Here is a 17,258-nt window from a genome sequence, read left to right as displayed (position 1 = left end):
GGGGCGCGGTCACCGGCGGCGTCACAGCCGGCATGCGTGGATGTCGGTCACCAGGATCGCGCGGGCGCCGAGGTCGTAAAGCTCGTCCATGATGTGGTGGACCTCCGCGCGCAGCACCATCGCCTGCACCGCGACCCATCCCTCGCGGTGCAGCGGGGAGATGGTCGGCGACTCGATGCCGGGCGTGAGGGCGGTGGCCTGGTCGAGGAGGTCGGCGCGCACGTCGTACGCCAGCATGACGTAGCGGCGGGCCACCAGCACGCCCTGGAGGCGGCGCAGCAACTGCCCCACGCGCGGGTCGGTCGGGGCACCGATGCGGCGGATGAGCAGCGCGGACGACTCCAGGATCGGCTCGCCGACCGTGACCAGCCCGGCCTGCCGCAGCGTCGCGCCGGTGGAGACGAGGTCGGCGATCACGTCGGCCACGCCCAGCCGCACGGCGTTTTCCACCGCGCCGTCGAGCCGCACCACGTCGGCCTTGAGGCCGCGCTCGACCAGGTGGCGCTCGACCACTCCGGGGTATGCCGTGGCGACCCGCCGCCCGCCCAGCTCATCCACGGTGGAGAGCGTCTCGGGGCGCGCGGCGAAGTAGAACGAGGCCCCGCCGAAGTCGAGGTCGAGGATCTCCTCGGCCGGGCTGCCCGCGTCGACGAGCAGGTCGCGGCCGGTGATGCCGAGGTCGAGGTCGCCCGAGCCGACGTACGTGGCGATGTCGCGGGGGCGCAGGTAGAAGAACTCGACCGCGTTGCCCTCGTCACGGCAGACGAGGTCGCGGTCACCGGGGCGCTGGCGGTAGCCCGCCTCGCGCAGCATGTCGGAGGCGGGACGGGAGAGAGTGCCTTTGTTGGGTACGGCGATGCGCAGCATCTGAACGTGCTCCTCTGAGTCGGACCGGTGAAGGGACGGGGCACGGTCAGAGATGTCGGTACACGTCCTTGAGCTCCAGTCCGGTGGCGAGCATCAGCACCTGGGCCTGGTAAAGCAGCTGGGAAATCTCCTCCGCCGCCCGCTCAGGCCCCTCGTGCTCGGCCGCCATCCAAGCCTCGGCCGCCTCCTCGACGACCTTCTTGCCGATGGAGTGCACGCCCCGCTCCAGCGCCGCGACGGTGCCCGACCCGGGGGTGCGGGCGGCCGCCTTGGCGGAAAGCTCGGCGAACAGCTCGTCGAAGGTCTTCACGACCAGTGATTCTGTCACCCAGCCCGGTCACCGCACCGTGACGGTGTGGTCGTCCAGATGCTGGACGCTGCCGTCGGCGGCGGAGAGGGCGTACAACTCCAGGACATACGTGCCGGGCGCGAGCGTGAGCGTGATCCTCGCCTCACCTCTGGCCGGCGCGCCGGCGGAGAGCGTGATGGTCTTCTCGGTGACGACCGTGCGGCCCGCGCGCACGGTCAGGCGGGCGGTCGCCTCGAAGACCGCGCCGGCCGCGTGCACCTCGAAGGTGCGGGCCACCGTCGCGCCGTGCCCCGGCCCGATCAGCCAGAGGGAGGCGAGCGTGTCGAGCGCGGGCGCCTTGCGCAGCGTGCCGGCCGGTCGGTCGCCGACCACCAGCCGCACCCGCGGGTCGCCGCCGAGCACCGCCGCGACCGTCCAGACGAGCTGCTGGCCGGCCAGGTCGTCCGGTGGCGCGGCGGAGAGGTGGACCGTGGCGGCGGACCCGGCGATCGAGACGTCCTCGACCCGGACCCCGGCCGGCCACGCGCTGGCGTAGTCGGGATCGTCCGCGCTCTCCTGGGTCAGCATCTCGGTCACGGCCGCCCGCACCTTCGCCGCCGGGGAGCCGTCACCCGCCGGCAGGCGGTGGAACTCCCGGTAGAGCCGCGGCTTGCCACCGTCGTCGCCCACGTAGTAGACGGCCAGGGACGCGGTGCTCGTACCCGATGAGGCGCTGGACCTCGACGGTGGTGGCACGGCCGGCGCGGAGGTCTCCGGCGCGGACGTCGCGGGGGCCGGGGTCGTCGCGGGCGCGGTGACCGCGCCGGGATCGGGCGCGGTGCGGTCGGGCGCGGGGCTCCCACCGAGGGCGACCACGACGAGCGTCGCGGCGGTCGCGGTGGCGGCGGTGAGCGCGATCGCCCCGAACGGCAGCCACCGCCCGCGCCGCGCGGTCCGCGCGCGGATCACGGCGAGGGCGTCCGGGCGCACCTCGACCTTCGCCGCCTCGGCCTCCAGGACCCGGCGGAGCACATCCTCGCGACCGTCGCTCATGGCCGTCCTCGCTTCGCTCCGGGCGGCCACGAGACTCCAACCGCCCCGCGCCCGATGACTCGCTCGCTCATGAGCTGCGCTCCAGCGTCTCCCGCAGGGCGGCCATGCCCCGCGAACAGTGGCTCTTCACGGCACCGCGACTGCACCCCATCGTGGCGGCGATGTCGGCTTCGGAGAGGTCGAGGTAGTAGCGCAGGACCAGCGCCTCGCGCTGGCGGGCGGGCAGGGCGCGGAGGGCGGCGACCACCGCGTCGTGCCGCAGCGCGTCGAGCGCGCCCGCCTCGGCGCTGGGCACGTCGGGGGCGGGACGGGCGAGCGCGAGGTGGCGGTCGACCACCTTGCGGTGCCGCAGCGCCGACCGGGAACGGTTGACGACGCTGGTCCGCAGGTAGGCGAGCGCCTTGTCGGCGTCGCGGAGGCGGCGCCAGTGGCCGTGCAGCGCCACGTACGAGTCCTGGACGATCTCCTCGGCCCGCCCGCTGTCGTGCAACAGCAGCGTGGCGAGGCGCACCAGCGGCCGGTAGTGGGCCGTGAAGAGGTGCGTCACCGCCTCGTCGGCGGCCCACGCCTCTGCCGTCGGGGTCACGGCGACCACGCTCCCGGTTGCTGCCACGGTGTTACGACGCGCCAGGTCTCCATCAGGTTTACAACCCGCGCCTATGCTGTCGCGCATGGCTCGCCGCTTTCTGCCCCTCGCCATCATGTTGGCGCTTTTTGGCTGTGCCCCCGCCGACGACGAGTCGCCGGCCCCGCCCGCCGCCACCGGGCTCACCTCGTGCACAAAGGACCAGCTCACCACCAAGACCGCCGGGAAGCTGACCATCGCCACCGACGACCCGGCGTACGGGCCGTGGTTCCAGGACAACAAGCCGGAGAACGGACAGGGCTTCGAGGCCGCCGTGGCGTACGCGGTGGCCGACCGGCTCGGCTACGCGCAGGGCGACGTGACCTGGGTGCGGGTCCCCTTCAACAACGCGGTCGCCCCCGGACCCAAGGACTTCGACTTCGACATCAACCAGTTCTCGATCACAGAGGAACGCAAGAAGGCGGTCGACTTCTCCGGGCCGTACTACCTCGTGCGGCAGACCGTGATCGCCCTCAAATCCTCCGCGATCGCCTCCGCAGCCTCGGTCGACGCGCTCCAGAGCGCCAAGCTCGGCGCACAGGTCGGCACCACCAGCTACCAGGCGATCACCGACCTGGTGAAGCCGAGCCAGCAGCCGCAGGTCTTCAACACCAACGACGACGCCAAGAAGGCCCTCCAGAACGGGCAGATCGACGGCCTCGTGGTGGACCTGCCGACCGCGTTCTACATGACCGCCGCCGAGCTGGAAGACGCGGTCATCGTGGGCCAGCTGCCCCAGGTGGGCGTGCCGGAGCAGTTCGGGCTGGTGCTCGACAAGGGGTCGCCGCTGACCGGCTGCGTGACCCAGGCCGTCGACCAGCTCCGCACCGACAAGACGCTGGAAAACCTGGAGAAGCAGTGGCTCGCCCAGGCGGCTGGGGCACGCGAGCTGACGTGAGCGGCGGTCTCAGTCCCGCGCAGCTCGACCGGATAGCGTACCGCCGCCGCCAGACCCTGGTATCGGTCCTGGTGGCGGCGGTGTCCACTGTGGTGCTCGGCGTCCTGCTGGTCGTGGTGGTGACCGGGGCGCCGGGCTGGGAGCGGGTACGCGAGTCGTTCCTCGACCCGGCGGTGGCCCGCGACGCCTTCCCCGACGTGCTGCGCGGGCTGTGGCTCAACATCCGGCTGCTCTTCTTCTGCGCGCTCGGCGCACTCACGCTCGGGCTGGTCATCGCGCTGCTGCGCACCCTGCGCGGGCCGGTCTTCTTCCCGGTGCGCGCGCTCGCGACCGGCTACACGTACACGTTTCGCGGGCTGCCGCTCATCATCGTGCTGTACGTGATGACGCTCGGCCTGCCCGGCCTCCGCCTCCAGGGCATGCCGAGCACGCTGGTGCTGGGCGGGATCGCGCTGGTCATCACCTACTCCGGCTACCTCGCCGAGGTCTTCCGCGCCGGCATCGAGTCGGTGCATCCCAGCCAGCTCGCGGCGGCCCGGTCGCTGGGTCTCACCTACCGCCAGACGATGCGCTTCGTGGTCCTCCCCCAGGCCGTGCGCCGGGTCGCGCCGCCGCTGCTCAACGACACCGTGGCCCTCCAGAAGGACGTGGGGCTGGTCTCGCTGGCCGGGCCGATCGACGCGGTGCGGGCGGCCCAGATCCACACGGCCGAGACGTTCAACTTCACGCCGTACATCGTCGCGGCCCTCCTCTTCGTACTCCTGGCGGCGCCGCTCATCGCGGTCACCGACTGGGTCACGCTGCGAGCCGCGCGGAGGCAGTCGTCATGATGGTGCTCTCCTGCCGGGGCGTACGGAAGGACTTCGAGGGCCGCTCGGTGCTCGCCGGGCTCGACCTCGACGTGGCCGAGCACGAGGTGGTGGCGCTGATCGGGGCGTCCGGCTCGGGCAAGTCCACGCTGCTGCGCTGCGTCAACCTCCTCGAGGAGCTCGACGACGGCACGATCCACCTGGACGGCGAGCACATCACCGACCCCCGGGTCAACCAGGACAAGGTGCGGCAGCGGATCGGGATCGTCTTCCAGGCGTACAACCTGTTTCCGCACATGACGGTGCTGGAGAACATCACGCTCGCGCCGGTCCGCGTGCACGGCGTGCCCCGCGCCTCGGCCCGCGCCCGCGCGCTGGAGTGGCTGGCGCGGGTCGGGCTGGCGGAGAAGGCGGACCAGTACCCGGACCGGCTCTCCGGCGGGCAGCAGCAGCGGGTCGCGATCGTGCGGGCGCTGGTCAACTCCCCCCGGCTGTTGCTGCTGGACGAGGTGACGTCGGCGCTCGACCCGGAGCTGGTCGGCGAGGTGCTCTCGATGATCCGCGACCTCAAGGCCGACGGCGTGACGATGGTGCTGGCCACACACGAGATGGGTTTCGCCCGCCAGGTGGCCGACCGGGTCTGCTTCCTCGACGGCGGGAAGGTGCTGGAGCAGGGGCCGCCGGAGCAGGTGTTCGCCGAGCCGGTGGAGGCACGCACGCGCCAGTTTCTGAGCCGCATCATCGAGGCGGGCCGCCTGTAGGGCAGCCGTCTGAAAACACACGATCGATTAACAGGAAATCGATTAACAGGAACAGGTATCTGTCGGCACAGCGGCGGACGGCCCGCTTGGTGGGCGGTGAAGACCTCGCCGCAGACGGCAGTGCCGCCGCCCTGGCGGGCGGCGGCACTGTCCACAGTGACGTCAGGAGAGGGCGCGGATCGCCAGTGCCGCGTCGAGCGCTGCCACGGTCGCGGACCAGCCCTTGTCCTCGGCCGAGCCGGGCAGGCCGGCCCGGTCGCGGGCCTGCTCGATGGTGTTGACGGTGAGCACGCCGTGCGCGACCGGCGTGGACTCGTCGAGCGCCACGCGGGTCAGGCCCTCGGTGACCGACTTGCACACGTAGTCGAAGTGGGCCGTGGCGCCCCGCACGACCACGCCGAGCGCGACCACCACGTCGCACCGGCGGGCCAGTGCCTGCGCCACGATCGGCAGCTCGACCGAGCCGGCCGCGCGCGTGACCACGATGTCGGCCGCGCCGCATGCCTTGGCCGCCTCGATCGCCCGAGCCAGCATGTGGTCGGTCAGGTCACCGTGCCACCGCGCGGCGACGATCCCCACCGTCAGGCCGTGTGCGTCGACAGTGGACACACCTGGCTCACCGAAACCCGCCATCAGGCCAAACCCTCCATGACATCGAAACCGGACCGGTGCGTGGCCGCCCGGGCGGCCACCGGCATCCGCGTCACGCCGAACCTTCCACCACGTCGCCCAGGCCGTCGAGCAGGTGGCCCATGCGGTCGCGCTTCGTCCGCAGGTACCGCACGTTTTCCGGGTGCGGCCGGACGGGCAGCGACTCGCGCCCCACGATGCGCAGCCCCTGCCCGGAAAGCGCCGCCCGCTTCGCGGGGTTGTTGGTGAGCAGGCGCATCGAGCGGATCCCCAGGTCGTACAGGATCTGCGCGCCCGTGCCGTAGTCTCGCGCGTCGGCCGGCAGCCCCAGCTCCAGGTTGGCGTCGACGGTGTCCCGGCCGAGGTCCTGCAGCTCGTACGCCTGGAGCTTGTGCAGCAGCCCGATCCCCCGCCCCTCGTGGCCGCGCATGTAGAGCACCACGCCGCGCCCCTCGGCGGCGACCCGGGCGAGGGCGGCTTCGAGCTGGGGGCCGCAGTCGCAGCGGAGCGAGCCGAAGACGTCGCCGGTGAGGCACTCGGAGTGGGCCCGCACCAGCACGTCCTCGCCGTCGCCGACCTCGCCGTACACCAGCGCCACGTGCTCGGTCTCGGAATCCATCTCGGCCCGGTAGCCGACCGCCCGGAAGACCCCGTGCGCCGTGGGGAGGCGGGCCTCGGCGACCCGCTCGACCTGGCGCTCTGTGCGGCGGCGGTACGCGATGAGGTCGGCGATCGTGACGATCGTGATCCGGTGCTCGACCGCGAACTTCTCCAGCTCCGGCAGGCGCATCATCGTGCCGTCGTCGTTGACCAGCTCGCAGAGCACGCCGGCCGGCCGCAGCCCGGCGAGCACCGCCAGGTCGACGGTGGCCTCGGTGTGGCCGGCCCGGCGGAGCACGCCCCCGGCCTTGGCCCGCAGCGGCACGACGTGACCGGGGCGGCTCAGCTCTGTGGGGTCGGTGGCGAGGTCGGCGAGCAGCCGCACGGTACGCGCCCGGTCGGCGGCCGAGATGCCGGTGCTCACGCCCTCCCGCGCGTCGACCGTCACGGTGTACGCGGTGCCCCTCTTGTCCTGGTTGACGTGGTACATCGGCGGCAGCTCGAGCCGGTCGGCATCCTCTTCGGTGATCGGCGCGCAGATGTACCCCGAGGTGTGCCGGACCATGAACGCCATCAGCTCCGGCGTGGCGAGCTCGGCCGCGAAGATCAGGTCGCCCTCGTTCTCGCGGTCCTCGTCGTCCACCACGATCACCGGCCGCCCGGCCCCGAACTCGGCGATGGCCTCCTCGATGGTGTTCATGCTGCCTCCTCGTTCGCGCGCTCACGCGGCGCTGAAGGCGACGTCATCCCCCGCCGCCCGGAAAACCCGACCTCGTGGGCGAGGCAGCTCGGTCCAGATGCCGCCGCACCAGCTCGCTCGCTCACCGCCGCACCGCCAGGAGCTTCTCCACGTACTTGCCGATCACGTCGACCTCCAGGTTGACCAGGTCTCCGACGCCCTTGCGCCCGAGAGTGGTGAGCGCCATGGTGGTGGGTATCAGGCTCACCGCGAACGACGAGTCGGCCACCGCGACGACGGTCAGCGATACCCCGTCGACAGTGATCGACCCCTTTTCCACCACGTAACGGGAAAGACCCGGCGGAAGTTCGATTGAGATGTCTTCCCACCTCTCTCCGGGCGTTCGGGAGACGATCCGGCCAACCCCGTCGATGTGCCCCTGCACCAGGTGACCGCCGAGGCGAGTGCCGAGCGTGGCGGCCCGTTCCAGGTTGATCGGGTCGCCGGGCGCGAGCGTGCCGAGCGCGGTGCGGTCGAAGGTTTCCTTCATCACGTCGACCGTGAAGGTCTCGCCGGCGACCTCGACGACGGTCAGGCACACGCCGTTGACCGCGATGGAGTCGCCCAGGCGGGCGTCGGAGGCGACCAGCGGGCCGCGCAGCGTGGCGACCCCGCCGTCGCCGTGCCAGTCCAGGCGGACCAGCTCGCCCAGCTCTTCGACGATTCCGGTGAACATCGTTCAGCCCTCCCTCTCCCCAGTCCCCTGGTGCGCCTGCGCGCGCGGCGCCTTCCCGCGCTGCCCGGAGACCCCGACGTCGCCGGTGTCGCGGCCCGGTCCGGACGCCTCCGCGCCAGGTGCCTTGCCGACCGGTGTCGCGGTGAACCGCAGGTCCGGTCCGACCTGGGTGATCTCCGTGTAGTGAAGGTCGATCGCCTCGGCGATCGTGTGCACGCCCGCGTCGGCGAGCGCGGGAGAGCCGGCCCCGAGGAGCTTCGGGGCGACGTACCCGATGATCTTGTCGACCAGCCCGGCGGCCAGGAAGCCGCCGGCGAGCGTCGGCCCGCCCTCCAGCAGCACCGCGCGGACGCCGCGGACGTAGAGGCCCGCGAGCAGCGCGCCCAGGTCGACCCGCCCGTCCGGACCGGTCCCGACCTCCGCCGCGGTGACCACCCAGGTCGGTGCGGCGCCGTCGCGCACGCGGGCTCCCTCGGGGGTACGACCCGCGGAGTCCACCACGACCCGGAGCGGCTGCCGGATGTTGAGAGTGCCGTCGCGCAGGTTGCGGGCGGTGAGCCGGGGGTCGTCGGCGAGGACGGTGCCGACCCCCACCACCACCGCGTCGACGGTGCCGCGCAGCTTGTGCACGTCCATCCGGGCGGCTTCCGAGGTGATCCACATGCTGGAGCCGTCGATGGCGGCGGAGCGCCCGTCGAGCGTGGCCGCGTACTTCCAGATCACGTACGGCCGGTCCCGGCGCACCGCGGTCAGCCAGGCGATGTTGCCCTGCTCGGCCTCGCCCTCGCGGACGCCGGTCACCACCTCGACGCCGGCCGCGCGGAGCGTGTGCGCGCCACCGCCGGCGAGCGGGTTGGGATCGGCGACCGCCACGACAACCTTGGCCACACCGGCGCGGATCAGCGCCCGCGTGCAGGGGCCGGTGCGTCCGGTGTGGTCGCAGGGCTCCAGCGTGACGACGGCCGTACCGCCCCTGGCCCGCTCCCCCGCCTGGGCCAGCGCGACGATCTCGGCGTGCGGGCCGCCCGCGTACGCGTGGAAGCCCTCGCCCACGACGTCGCCCTGCCGGTCGAGGATGACGCAACCGACGACGGGGTTGGGACTGGTGGTGCCGAGCCCGCGGGCGGCCAGCGCGATCGCGCGGGTCATCGCCTCGTCAACGCTCGCCATGATGGGCGCCCCTTCTCCCTGCGTGCCTGCGGCGCGCGGGCAGGAAGAGGGGAAAGAGCGACTGGGGCGGCAGAACCCGGCGGCGTCGGCGAACCGACCCCGTCCAGGGGTGCCTCCGTCCCGCGCGCTAACTCCCATCCGGACTTTGACCGTCGGCCCTGGAGTCACACCAGGTCCACCGGCCGTTGGTTACGACCGGGTCGCGGGCTTTCCGGGCGTTACGCCCCGGATTACCGCCGGTTCGGAATTTCACCGAGCCCCGCCAGCGCGTGGTGGGTTACCCAACGAGTCTTACACGCCTACGGGCCGTCCGCACCAGACGGCGCGGCCAACATCACAGTCCTTGCTGGCTGTCCGCCTTGCGGCGATCGACGGCGATATAGGAGCCGGGCTGGCCCTTGGCGACCTTCTTCATCTCGGACGCGACCGCGATGACCTCGCGCGGATCGGTGTACTGCCGGCCGGTCGCGGTGTGCTGGGCCACGCCGATCGAGAGGGTCACCAGGTGGGCCTTGAGCAGGTTGCCCCGGCGGTCGGGCACGAGGATGTAGCCGCGCTTGGCGTGCTCGGCGTCGTACAGCTCGTCGGCGGCCTGCTCGAAGTCGACCACCGCCTGCTGGGTCAGCGGCAGGATCTGGTCGGGGTGGCAGACGATCACGAAGTCGTCGCCGCCGATGTGGCCGAGGAACGCCGGGGGCAGCCCCGCCGACACCACCGCCCGGTGCATGCTGCGGGCCAGCGCGGTGATGAACTCGTCGCCGCGCTCGAAGCCGTAGACGTCGTTGACGCTCTTGAACCGGTCGATGTCGACGTAGCCCACCGCGTAGTCGGTGCCGCTGCGCATGCGGTCGAGGATCTCCCGCCGCACGCGCGTGTTGCCGGGCAGGCCGGTGAGCGGCGAGACCTCGCGGAACTCCTGGTTGCGCCGGAGCGTGGAGCGGACCCGGGCGATCAGCTCGAGCGTGTCGAAGGGCTTGACCAGGTAGTCGTCGGCGCCGGCGGTGAGGCCGACCACCTTGTCGACGGTCATGCCCTTGGCGGTCAGCATGATCACCGGAAGCGCGGAGGTCATCGGGTTGGCCCGGAGGCGGCGGGTCAGCTCCAGCCCGTCCATCCGGGGCATCATCAGGTCGACCACGGCCAGGTCGGGGTGGCGCTGCTCGACCAGCTCGAGCGCCTCCAGCCCGTCGCCGGCCAGCACCACCTCGAAGCCGTGAATCTTGAGGTTGACGCTCACGAAGCGCGCGATGTCCTGGTCGTCGTCGACGACCAGGATCAGGTCGGGCCGATCGGCGGCCGGCTCGGCGCTCACGGCTCGGCCATCGCCCGGGCGGCGATGCCGCGCAGCTTGCGCACCGCCTCGGCGGGGTCCTGCGCGCTGTAGACGGCGGTGCCGGCCACGAAGGCGTCGGCGCCCGCCTCGGCCGCCTGGGCGATCGTCTCCTCCGCGATCCCGCCGTCGACCTCGATCCGCAGCTCGAGGTGGCCGGCGCGGGCGTGGCGGCGGGCGGCGGCGACCTTGTCGAGCATGGCGGGGAGGAACTTCTGCCCGCCGAACCCGGCCTTGATCGTCATGATCAGCAGCGTGTCGAAGCTGGGCAGCAGGTCGAGGTAGGGCTCGATCGACGTGTCACGGTCGATCGCCAGCCCCGCCTTGGCGCCCGCGGCGCGCAGGTCCTTGGCGAGCGAGACCGGGTCGTCGGAGGCCTCGACGTGGAACGTGACGTTGTAGGCGCCCGCGTCGGCGTAGCCCGGGGCCCACCGGCGCGGATCCTCGATCATCAGGTGCACGTCGAACGGGATCGTGGTCGCCGCCCGCAGGCTCTGCACGACCGGCAGCCCGATCGTGAGATTGGGCACGAAATGGTTGTCCATCACATCGACGTGCAGCCAGTCGGCGGCGCCCTCGACCGCGCGGGCCTCCTCGGCGAGGCGGGCGAAATCGGCGGCGAGGATGCTCGGCGCGACGACCGGCGATGGTGCGCTCACCTCCGACAGTGTACGGAGCCCGTCCCGGGGGCTGGCAACGTCCGGAGCGAGGTGCGCCGCGGCGACCACGGAGGGTTCACCTGCCCGTGCCGCGGCATGTGCCAGGCAAGAGTCACTTTGTCGCGTGTCGTATGCTGCGCCGGAACGGACCCCTGGGGAGGGTGACACATGCGACGCGTGGTGGGCACGGCCGTGCTCGGTGGACTGTTGGCGGCGCTGGTCGCCGGCTGCGCGAACCCGGCGGGGGTGGACGGCGACCTGACCAACGACTGGAAGGCGCAGCCGGAGGCGCAGCCGTTCGTGCCGGAGTCGAACGTCTGCCACCTCAACCTGCCCAACGAGACCAACCTCTCGCGCACGCTCTACAACCCGCTCGACTGCGCCGACTCGCACCAGTTCGAGACGGTGCACGTCGGCCAGTTCGGCGGCGCCGACGCCGAGCGCGGCCAGCCGCCGGAGCCGGGCTCGACGGAGGCGCGCACCGCGTTCACCGAGTGCGACGCCAAGGCCAGCGAGTACCTGGGCGGCGACTGGCGCGGCGGCCGGCTCGACGTGGTCGTCTTCTACCCCTCGACGCAGGCGTGGTCCGGCGGCAGCCGGTGGTTCCGGTGCGACATCGCCGAGATCGAGTCGCTCGACTCGGGCGACGTCAAGCGCCGCACCGGCCCGCTCGGCGGCGTCTTCAAGCAGTCGTCGCCCATCGCGTACGGCTGCTTCAAGGCCCAGCTCAACGGCAACCGCATCAGGTCGATGGACCCGGTCGCCTGCACCACCGCGCACGGCGCCGAGTACGCGGGCGTCTGGACCGCGCCGGAGACCTCGTTCGCCGACTTCCAGAAGAACACGCAGCGGGCGCACACCGGATGCCGTGGCGTGGTGGCGAAGTGGGCGAAGGTGCCCAACGACAGCAACATCCAGTTCCGCACCGGCACGATCATCTACTACCCCACCGCCGACGAGTGGGCCGACGGCAACCGGGGCGTGCAGTGCTTCCTCTGGGTCAGCGGACAGAACCTGCGCCGCTCGATGAAGGACGCCGGCCCGAACGTGCTGCGAATCCGCTGAGCCCGGCTCGGGCCTGATCCGCGCCGGCGCACGACCACGTCCTAGCACGCCACCGCCCCGGCACTCGAGGCGGTGGCCGCCCAGCACACGCCGGCCGTCGCGAGACGGCAGCGGCACGGCCGCCCAGCTCACGCCGGCCGTGGCGAGACGGCAGCAGCGTGGCCGCCCGGCGCACGCCAATTGTCGCGAGGCGGAAGCGGGGCGGCCGCCCACCGCGGGGAGCGGGAGGCGGCCGCCGGGTCGTCAGCCGCGGCGCAGCAGCGCCAGGAACATCGCGTCGGTGCCGTGCCGGTGTGGCCAGAGCTGCACGGTCGGTCCCGCGCCCAGCCCTGGCATCCCCGCCGGCAGCAGTGGCCGCGCGTCGACCAGGTCGACCGGGAGCCCGCTGCGCCGCGCCGCCTCGGTGACCGTCACGTGCGTCTCGACCAGGTGCGGCGAGCAGGTGACGTACGCGACGAGCCCGCCCGGGCGCACCGCCGTGAACGCGGACCGGAGCAGCTCGCGCTGGAGCCGGGTCAGCGGCGGCAGATCGGAGGGCTGGCGGCGCCACCGCGACTCGGGACGGCGGCGCAGCGAGCCGAGCCCGGTGCACGGCGCGTCGACGAGTACGCGGTCGAAGGCGCCTTCCATCCACGGGTCCAGCGCGCGGCCGTCCTGGTGCAGCACGGTCACCGGCATGCCACGCGTCGCCTGCTCGACCAGCCGGGCGCGGTGCTCGGCCACCTCGACCGCGGTCACCTCGGCCCCGCGCTGGGCGGCGAGCGCGCCGAGCAGCCCGGTCTTGCCGCCCGGGCCGGCGCACAGGTCGAGCCAGCGCGCGTCCGCCCCGTCGAGCGGCGCCTGGGCCAGCGCCGCGGCGACGAGCTGGGAGCCCTCGTCCTGTACGTGCGCCCGCCCCTCGACCACCGCCGGCAGGTCGCCCGGGGCGCCGCCGGGCAGGTAGACGGCGTACGGCGAGAAGGCGCCCGGGGCCCCGCCCACCTCGTCGGCGAGCTCGACCGCGTCGGCGCGCCCGGGTCGGGCGCACAGGTGCACCGGCGGGCGCTGGTTGTCTTCGATGAGCAGCCGCGTGGTCTCGTCGAGGTCGCCGCCGAGCGCCTCGCTGAACGCCCGCACGATCCACTGTGGATGGCTGTCGGCGACCGCGAGGTGGGCGACCGGGTCCTCCTCGTACGGCGGCGCGACCTTGGCGATCCACGCGTCGAGAGTCTGCGGGGCGATCTCGCGCAGCACCGCGTTGGCGAAGCCGGTGGCGCCCGGCGCGACCGACCGCACCAGGTCGACGGTCGCGGAGACCGCCGCGTGCGCCGGTACGCGCGTGTGCAGCAGCTGGTACGCCCCGAGGCGCAGCGCGTCGCGGGCCGGCGGGTCGATCCGGGCCACCTCGCGCCCGGCCGCCGCACCGATGATCAGGTCGAGCGTGCCCTCGTGGCGCAGCGCGCCGTACGTCAGCTCGGTGGCGAACGCCGCGTCCCGCCCGTGCAGCCGCAGGTCGCGCAGGATGGCCGGGAGCACCAGGTTGGCGTACGCGCCGTCCCGGTGCACGGCCGCCACCGCCTCGTACGCCGCCCGGCGCGGCAGGTCTGGCCGGGCGGCACGCACCGCGCCCCTCACGCGAACGACTCCGAGGAGACGCGGGCGCCCCGGGCCCAGTCGAGCGCCGGCATCGCCTTCTTGCCAGCCGGCCGCACCTCGCCGAGCGCCACCGGGTCGGTGGCGGTGCCCACGAGGACCCGTTCCTTCTCCACGAGCAGGTCGCCCGGCTGCAGCTCGGGCCCGTACCGGATGGGGCGGACCGGGCCGAGCTTGACCCGGTCGCCGCGGAAGGTGGTCCACGCGCCCGGCGCGGGCGTGCAGGCCCGGACCCGCCGGTCGACCGCGAACGCGGGCTCGCGCCAGCGCACCTCGGCGTCTTCGACGGTGATCTTCGGGGCGAGCGAGACGCCGTCGGCCGGCTGCGGCTCGGCCCGCGCCGCGCCCGACCCGATCGCGTCGAGCACCGCCACGAGCAGCCCGGCGCCGGAGACGGCCAGCCGCTCCAGCAGGTCGCCGGAGGTGTCGGTGGGCCGGACCTCCTCGGTCAGCGTGCCGTAGACCGGCCCGGTGTCCATGCCCTCCTCGAGCTGGAAGACGCTCGCGCCGGTGACGGTGTCGCCGTGCAGCACCGCGTGCTGCACGGGCGCCGCACCGCGCCAGGCGGGCAGCAGCGAGAAGTGCAGGTTGATCCAGCCGTGCTTGGGGATCTCCAGCGCGGCGGGCGGCACCAGCGCGCCGTACGCCACCACGGGCACGCAGTCGGGCGCCAGCTCGCGGAGGCGGGCCTGGAACTCCGGCTCGCGGGGGCGGGCCGGGGTGAGCACCTCGATGCCCCGCTCGTCGGCCCACGCGCCGGCGGGCGAACGCACCAGGCGGCGCCCCCGGCCGGCGGGCGCGTCGGGGCGGGTCACCACGGCGACGATCTCATGGCTGGAGGCGGCGATCGCGTCGAGCGTGGGCAGTGTGACGGCCGGCGTGCCGGCGAAGACCAGGCGCACCCGTCACCGACCCAGACCGAAGGGGCTGCTGGAGGCGTGCGGGCTCACCTTGACGGTGGGCGGGGTCGCCGCGTCGTACCACTCCGCGGCCCGGATCGCCTTCATCGCCTCCTTGCGCGCCTCGGGGTCGAGACGGTCGACGAAGAGCACGCCGTCGAGGTGGTCGGTCTCGTGCTGCACGCACCGCGCCATCAGCTCGGTGCCGACGATCCGCACCGGGTCGCCGTACATGTTGAAGCCCTGTGCCACGACGTTCATCCGGCGCTTGGTGTCGAAGTAGAGCCCGGGGATGGACAGGCACCCCTCCTGCCCCTCCTGCTCCTCCTCGTCGGGGAAGGTCAGCTCCGGGTTGATCAGGTGGCCCAGCACGTCGTCGACGTCGAAGGTGAACACGCGCAGCCCCACGCCGAGCTGGGGCGCGGCGAGCCCGACCCCGCTCGCCTCCCGCATGGTCTCGGTGAGGTCGGCCACGAGCCGCCGCAGCTCCGCGTCGAAGTCGACGACCGGCTCGGCGGGCGTCCTGAGCACGGGGTCGCCGAACACTCGGATGGGCTGGACGGTCACAGAAGGGCTCCTCGGGGAGACGGCGCGAAGGCTGACGTACAAGTCTACGGAGTCGGCCGCACGCTACAGCAGGTCGAGGGGGTCCACCTGGACGCGGACCGGCTGGGCGGCCTTGCGCGCGGTACGGACGCTCGCCGCCTCGTGCAGCGCCCTGGCGAGTGCGGCCTGCTGGGCGCGGCGGACCCGGACCAGCATCCGCTCCTGGCCCTGCGGCGCCGGCACCGGGCCGAGCAGCTCGGCGCCCTCCGGCAGGCGGGCCGAGGCGAGCAGGTCGGCCACCGCGTCCGGGGCGCCGGTGAGGCTCGCCATCCGGGCCGCCGGCGGGAAGCCCAGCTCGCGGCGCTCGGCCAGCTCGCGGGCGGCGTACCAGGAAGGGTCCCAACGGATGAGGGCCTGGACGGTCGGCAGCGAGCCGTCGGCGGCGACCACGACCCGGCCGCTGGCGCGCGCCAGCGCGGCGGCGTTCATCCACCGGCGCAGCGTCTCCTCGGTGGCCCGCAGGTCGGCGCGGGTGAGCAGCGCCCAGGTGTCGAGCAGCAGCACCGCGCCGTATCCGCCGGCGGCGAGCGGCTCGGCGCCCGGCGTGGCGACCACGACCGCCGCCTCGTCCGGCACGCCGGCCAGCACCTCGTCGCGGCCGGAGGTGCGGATCGGCACGCCGGGAAACGCCCGCCCCAGCTCCTCGGCGGTACGCCGGGCGCCGACGACGGCCGCGCGCAGCCGCCGGCCGCCGCAGCGCGGGCAGGCGTACGCGGCGGCCACGCGCCCGCACCACTGGCAGCCGGGCACGGCGTGCGAGGAGCGGAGCGCGAGCGGGCCGGAGCAGTGCGGGCAGCGGGCCGGGGTGCGGCAGTCGGCGCACGCCATCGACGGCAGGTAGCCGCGCCGCGGGACCTGCACGAGCACCGGCGCCCCGGCCTTGAGCGCGGTGCGGGCCGCCTCCCACCCCACACTCGGCAGCCGCGCCGTCGCGGCCGCCGGGTCGCGGGCCAGCTGCGGGTCGTCGCCGATGGGGCTGACCGAGGGGGTACGGACCCGCGCGGTCTCCCTCGGCGCCACGATCTCCTTGGCCCAGCCGGTCTCCAGCAGCAGCTGCGCCTCGCCGGTGCGGGCGTACCCGCCGAGGAGGGCGGCGGCGCCGGCGAGCTGGGCGCGGGTGAGCAGCACCTCGCGGGCGTGCGGGTACGGCGCGCGCGGCTCGGCGTGCAGGTCGTCGCCGTCGTCCCAGAGCGCGACCAGCCCCAGGTCGGCGACGGGCGCGAACATGGCCGCCCGCGTGCCTACCACCACCGGCACGTGCCCCCGGCTCGCGGCCAGGAACGCCCGGTAGCGCTTGGCCGGTCCGAGCGCGGCGGAGAGCGCGACGTGCCGGCCCGCACCGAGCGTGGCGGTGAGCGCGGCGTCGAGGCGGTCGAGGTCGCGCGCGTCGGCGACCACGGCGACGGCGCCCCGCCCGGCGCGCACGGTGGCGGCGGCCGCCTCGGCGAACCGGGCCGGCCAGTCCTCCCCCGGCAGCGCCGACCAGACCGCGCGGGCGGCTCGCGCCTCGCCGAGGGCGGTGAGGAAGCCGGCCGCGCCGTACGCGCCCCAGCCGCTCTCGTCGACGGTGATGTCCGGGCCTTCCGCCGCCGGCTCGGGCGGGGCCGCCTGCTCGGCGCGGGCGTGGCGGGGCGGCACGGCGAGGCGGAGCACGTCGGCGAGGTTGCCCGCGTACCGGTCGGCGACCGCCCGGGCCAGCCGCGCCACCTCGGGCGTGAGCACCACCTCGGGCGAGACGAGCCGCTCGACGTACGCCAACCGCCCCTCATGCCCGGACTCCTCGGCGCGCTCCAGCAGCCAGCCGTCGACGAGCTGCCCGGAGAAGCGCACCTTGACCCGCGTGCCGGGCTGGGCGCCCTCGTCGAGCTCGGCCGGCACGAGATAGTCGAACGGCCGGTCGAGGTGCGCCAGCGGCACATCGACGCAAACGCGAGCGACCGGCAACCGTGT

Annotated in this window: 17 protein-coding genes, 1 pseudogene and 1 riboswitch; of the genes and pseudogenes, 4 read left to right on the top strand and 14 right to left on the bottom strand. The window is 73.7% G+C overall.

From position 1 onward, the window contains the following. Window positions 1-21: 21 nt before the first annotated feature. From hisG to ACFFIA_RS12870, 4 genes are all read right to left on the bottom strand, one after another. Entirely contained in the window at window positions 22-867 is an 846-nt protein-coding gene (gene hisG / locus ACFFIA_RS12885) for an ATP phosphoribosyltransferase (RefSeq protein WP_377250223.1), read from the bottom strand. 46 nt (window positions 868-913) lie between these two features. Beyond that, on the bottom strand, window positions 914-1,177 hold the full coding sequence (locus ACFFIA_RS12880; RefSeq protein ID WP_446686966.1) for a phosphoribosyl-ATP diphosphatase: 264 nt from the start codon (window positions 1,175-1,177) through the stop codon (window positions 914-916). 27 nt (window positions 1,178-1,204) lie between these two features. Continuing rightward, window positions 1,205-2,209, bottom strand: coding sequence for a Gmad2 immunoglobulin-like domain-containing protein (locus ACFFIA_RS12875; protein WP_377250221.1), 1,005 nt, complete (start codon window positions 2,207-2,209; stop codon window positions 1,205-1,207). Between the two features lie 67 nt (window positions 2,210-2,276). Next, window positions 2,277-2,795: a SigE family RNA polymerase sigma factor gene (locus tag ACFFIA_RS12870; RefSeq protein WP_377250218.1), complete on the bottom strand. Its 519-nt coding sequence runs from the start codon at window positions 2,793-2,795 to the stop codon at window positions 2,277-2,279. 85 nt (window positions 2,796-2,880) lie between these two features. Between ACFFIA_RS12870 and ACFFIA_RS12865 the strand changes: the two genes are divergently transcribed. From ACFFIA_RS12865 to ACFFIA_RS12855, 3 genes are read left to right on the top strand one after another with little or no spacing between them, the layout of a single operon-like run. Then, a complete protein-coding gene (locus ACFFIA_RS12865) occupies window positions 2,881-3,732 on the top strand; it encodes an ABC transporter substrate-binding protein (RefSeq protein ID WP_377250216.1) in 852 nt (283 codons plus the stop codon). Next, entirely contained in the window at window positions 3,729-4,562 is an 834-nt protein-coding gene (locus ACFFIA_RS12860) for an amino acid ABC transporter permease (protein ID WP_377250214.1), read from the top strand. The genes ACFFIA_RS12865 and ACFFIA_RS12860 overlap by 4 nt, the downstream gene beginning before the upstream one ends. Further along, complete coding sequence (locus ACFFIA_RS12855) at window positions 4,562-5,302, top strand: amino acid ABC transporter ATP-binding protein (protein WP_377250304.1); 741 nt, start codon at window positions 4,562-4,564, stop codon at window positions 5,300-5,302. Before ACFFIA_RS12860 ends, ACFFIA_RS12855 begins: the two co-directional genes overlap by 1 nt. Window positions 5,303-5,464: 162 nt before the next feature. Here ACFFIA_RS12855 and ribH read toward each other — a convergent pair whose 3' ends face one another. The 6 genes and pseudogenes from ribH to rpe all read right to left on the bottom strand — a co-directional run bounded on the left by ribH (window position 5,465) and on the right by rpe (window position 11,106). Next, a complete protein-coding gene (gene ribH, locus ACFFIA_RS12850) occupies window positions 5,465-5,935 on the bottom strand; it encodes a 6,7-dimethyl-8-ribityllumazine synthase (protein ID WP_377250212.1) in 471 nt (156 codons plus the stop codon). A gap of 70 nt (window positions 5,936-6,005) precedes the next feature. After that, the gene (locus tag ACFFIA_RS12845) at window positions 6,006-7,232 is read right to left on the bottom strand and encodes a bifunctional 3,4-dihydroxy-2-butanone-4-phosphate synthase/GTP cyclohydrolase II (RefSeq protein ID WP_377250210.1); all 1,227 of its coding nucleotides are present in this window, start codon (window positions 7,230-7,232) and stop codon (window positions 6,006-6,008) included. Between the two features lie 121 nt (window positions 7,233-7,353). Next, entirely contained in the window at window positions 7,354-7,947 is a 594-nt protein-coding gene (locus tag ACFFIA_RS12840) for a riboflavin synthase (protein ID WP_377250208.1), read from the bottom strand. A gap of 132 nt (window positions 7,948-8,079) precedes the next feature. Beyond that, a pseudogene (ribD, locus tag ACFFIA_RS12835) lies at window positions 8,080-9,117 on the bottom strand (bifunctional diaminohydroxyphosphoribosylaminopyrimidine deaminase/5-amino-6-(5-phosphoribosylamino)uracil reductase RibD); the annotation flags it as partial. A 122-nt stretch (window positions 9,118-9,239) separates the two neighbouring features. Continuing rightward, window positions 9,240-9,388, bottom strand: a riboswitch (FMN riboswitch). A gap of 63 nt (window positions 9,389-9,451) precedes the next feature. Next, window positions 9,452-10,429, bottom strand: coding sequence for a response regulator (locus ACFFIA_RS12830; protein ID WP_377250206.1), 978 nt, complete (start codon window positions 10,427-10,429; stop codon window positions 9,452-9,454). Then, complete coding sequence (rpe, locus tag ACFFIA_RS12825) at window positions 10,426-11,106, bottom strand: ribulose-phosphate 3-epimerase (protein WP_377250204.1); 681 nt, start codon at window positions 11,104-11,106, stop codon at window positions 10,426-10,428. The genes ACFFIA_RS12830 and rpe overlap by 4 nt, the downstream gene beginning before the upstream one ends. 168 nt (window positions 11,107-11,274) lie before the next feature. Between rpe and ACFFIA_RS12820 the strand changes: the two genes are divergently transcribed. Next, entirely contained in the window at window positions 11,275-12,171 is an 897-nt protein-coding gene (locus ACFFIA_RS12820; RefSeq protein WP_377250201.1) for a septum formation family protein, read from the top strand. Between the two features lie 243 nt (window positions 12,172-12,414). On the opposite strand, the gene ACFFIA_RS12815 is transcribed toward ACFFIA_RS12820, so the two are convergent. From ACFFIA_RS12815 to ACFFIA_RS12800, 4 genes are all read right to left on the bottom strand, one after another. Continuing rightward, window positions 12,415-13,785 carry an RsmB/NOP family class I SAM-dependent RNA methyltransferase gene (locus ACFFIA_RS12815; protein ID WP_377250199.1) on the bottom strand — a complete coding sequence of 457 codons (1,371 nt, stop codon included), beginning with the start codon at window positions 13,783-13,785 and terminating at the stop codon, window positions 12,415-12,417. Next, window positions 13,782-14,705, bottom strand: coding sequence for a methionyl-tRNA formyltransferase (gene fmt / locus ACFFIA_RS12810; RefSeq protein WP_377250197.1), 924 nt, complete (start codon window positions 14,703-14,705; stop codon window positions 13,782-13,784). The genes ACFFIA_RS12815 and fmt overlap by 4 nt, the downstream gene beginning before the upstream one ends. Before the next feature lie 3 nt (window positions 14,706-14,708). Further along, the gene (def, locus tag ACFFIA_RS12805) at window positions 14,709-15,269 is read right to left on the bottom strand and encodes a peptide deformylase (protein ID WP_377250194.1); all 561 of its coding nucleotides are present in this window, start codon (window positions 15,267-15,269) and stop codon (window positions 14,709-14,711) included. 63 nt (window positions 15,270-15,332) lie between these two features. Beyond that, window positions 15,333-17,252: a primosomal protein N' gene (locus ACFFIA_RS12800; RefSeq protein ID WP_377250302.1), complete on the bottom strand. Its 1,920-nt coding sequence runs from the start codon at window positions 17,250-17,252 to the stop codon at window positions 15,333-15,335. Window positions 17,253-17,258: the final 6 nt, after the last annotated feature.

The sequence above is a fragment of the Phytohabitans kaempferiae genome (genome assembly GCF_042433955.1).
Classification (GTDB): Bacteria; Actinomycetota; Actinomycetes; order Mycobacteriales; family Micromonosporaceae; genus Phytohabitans; species Phytohabitans kaempferiae.
Note: the sequence above shows the minus strand (reverse complement) of the source record. Positions and strands in the feature narration are given on the sequence as shown.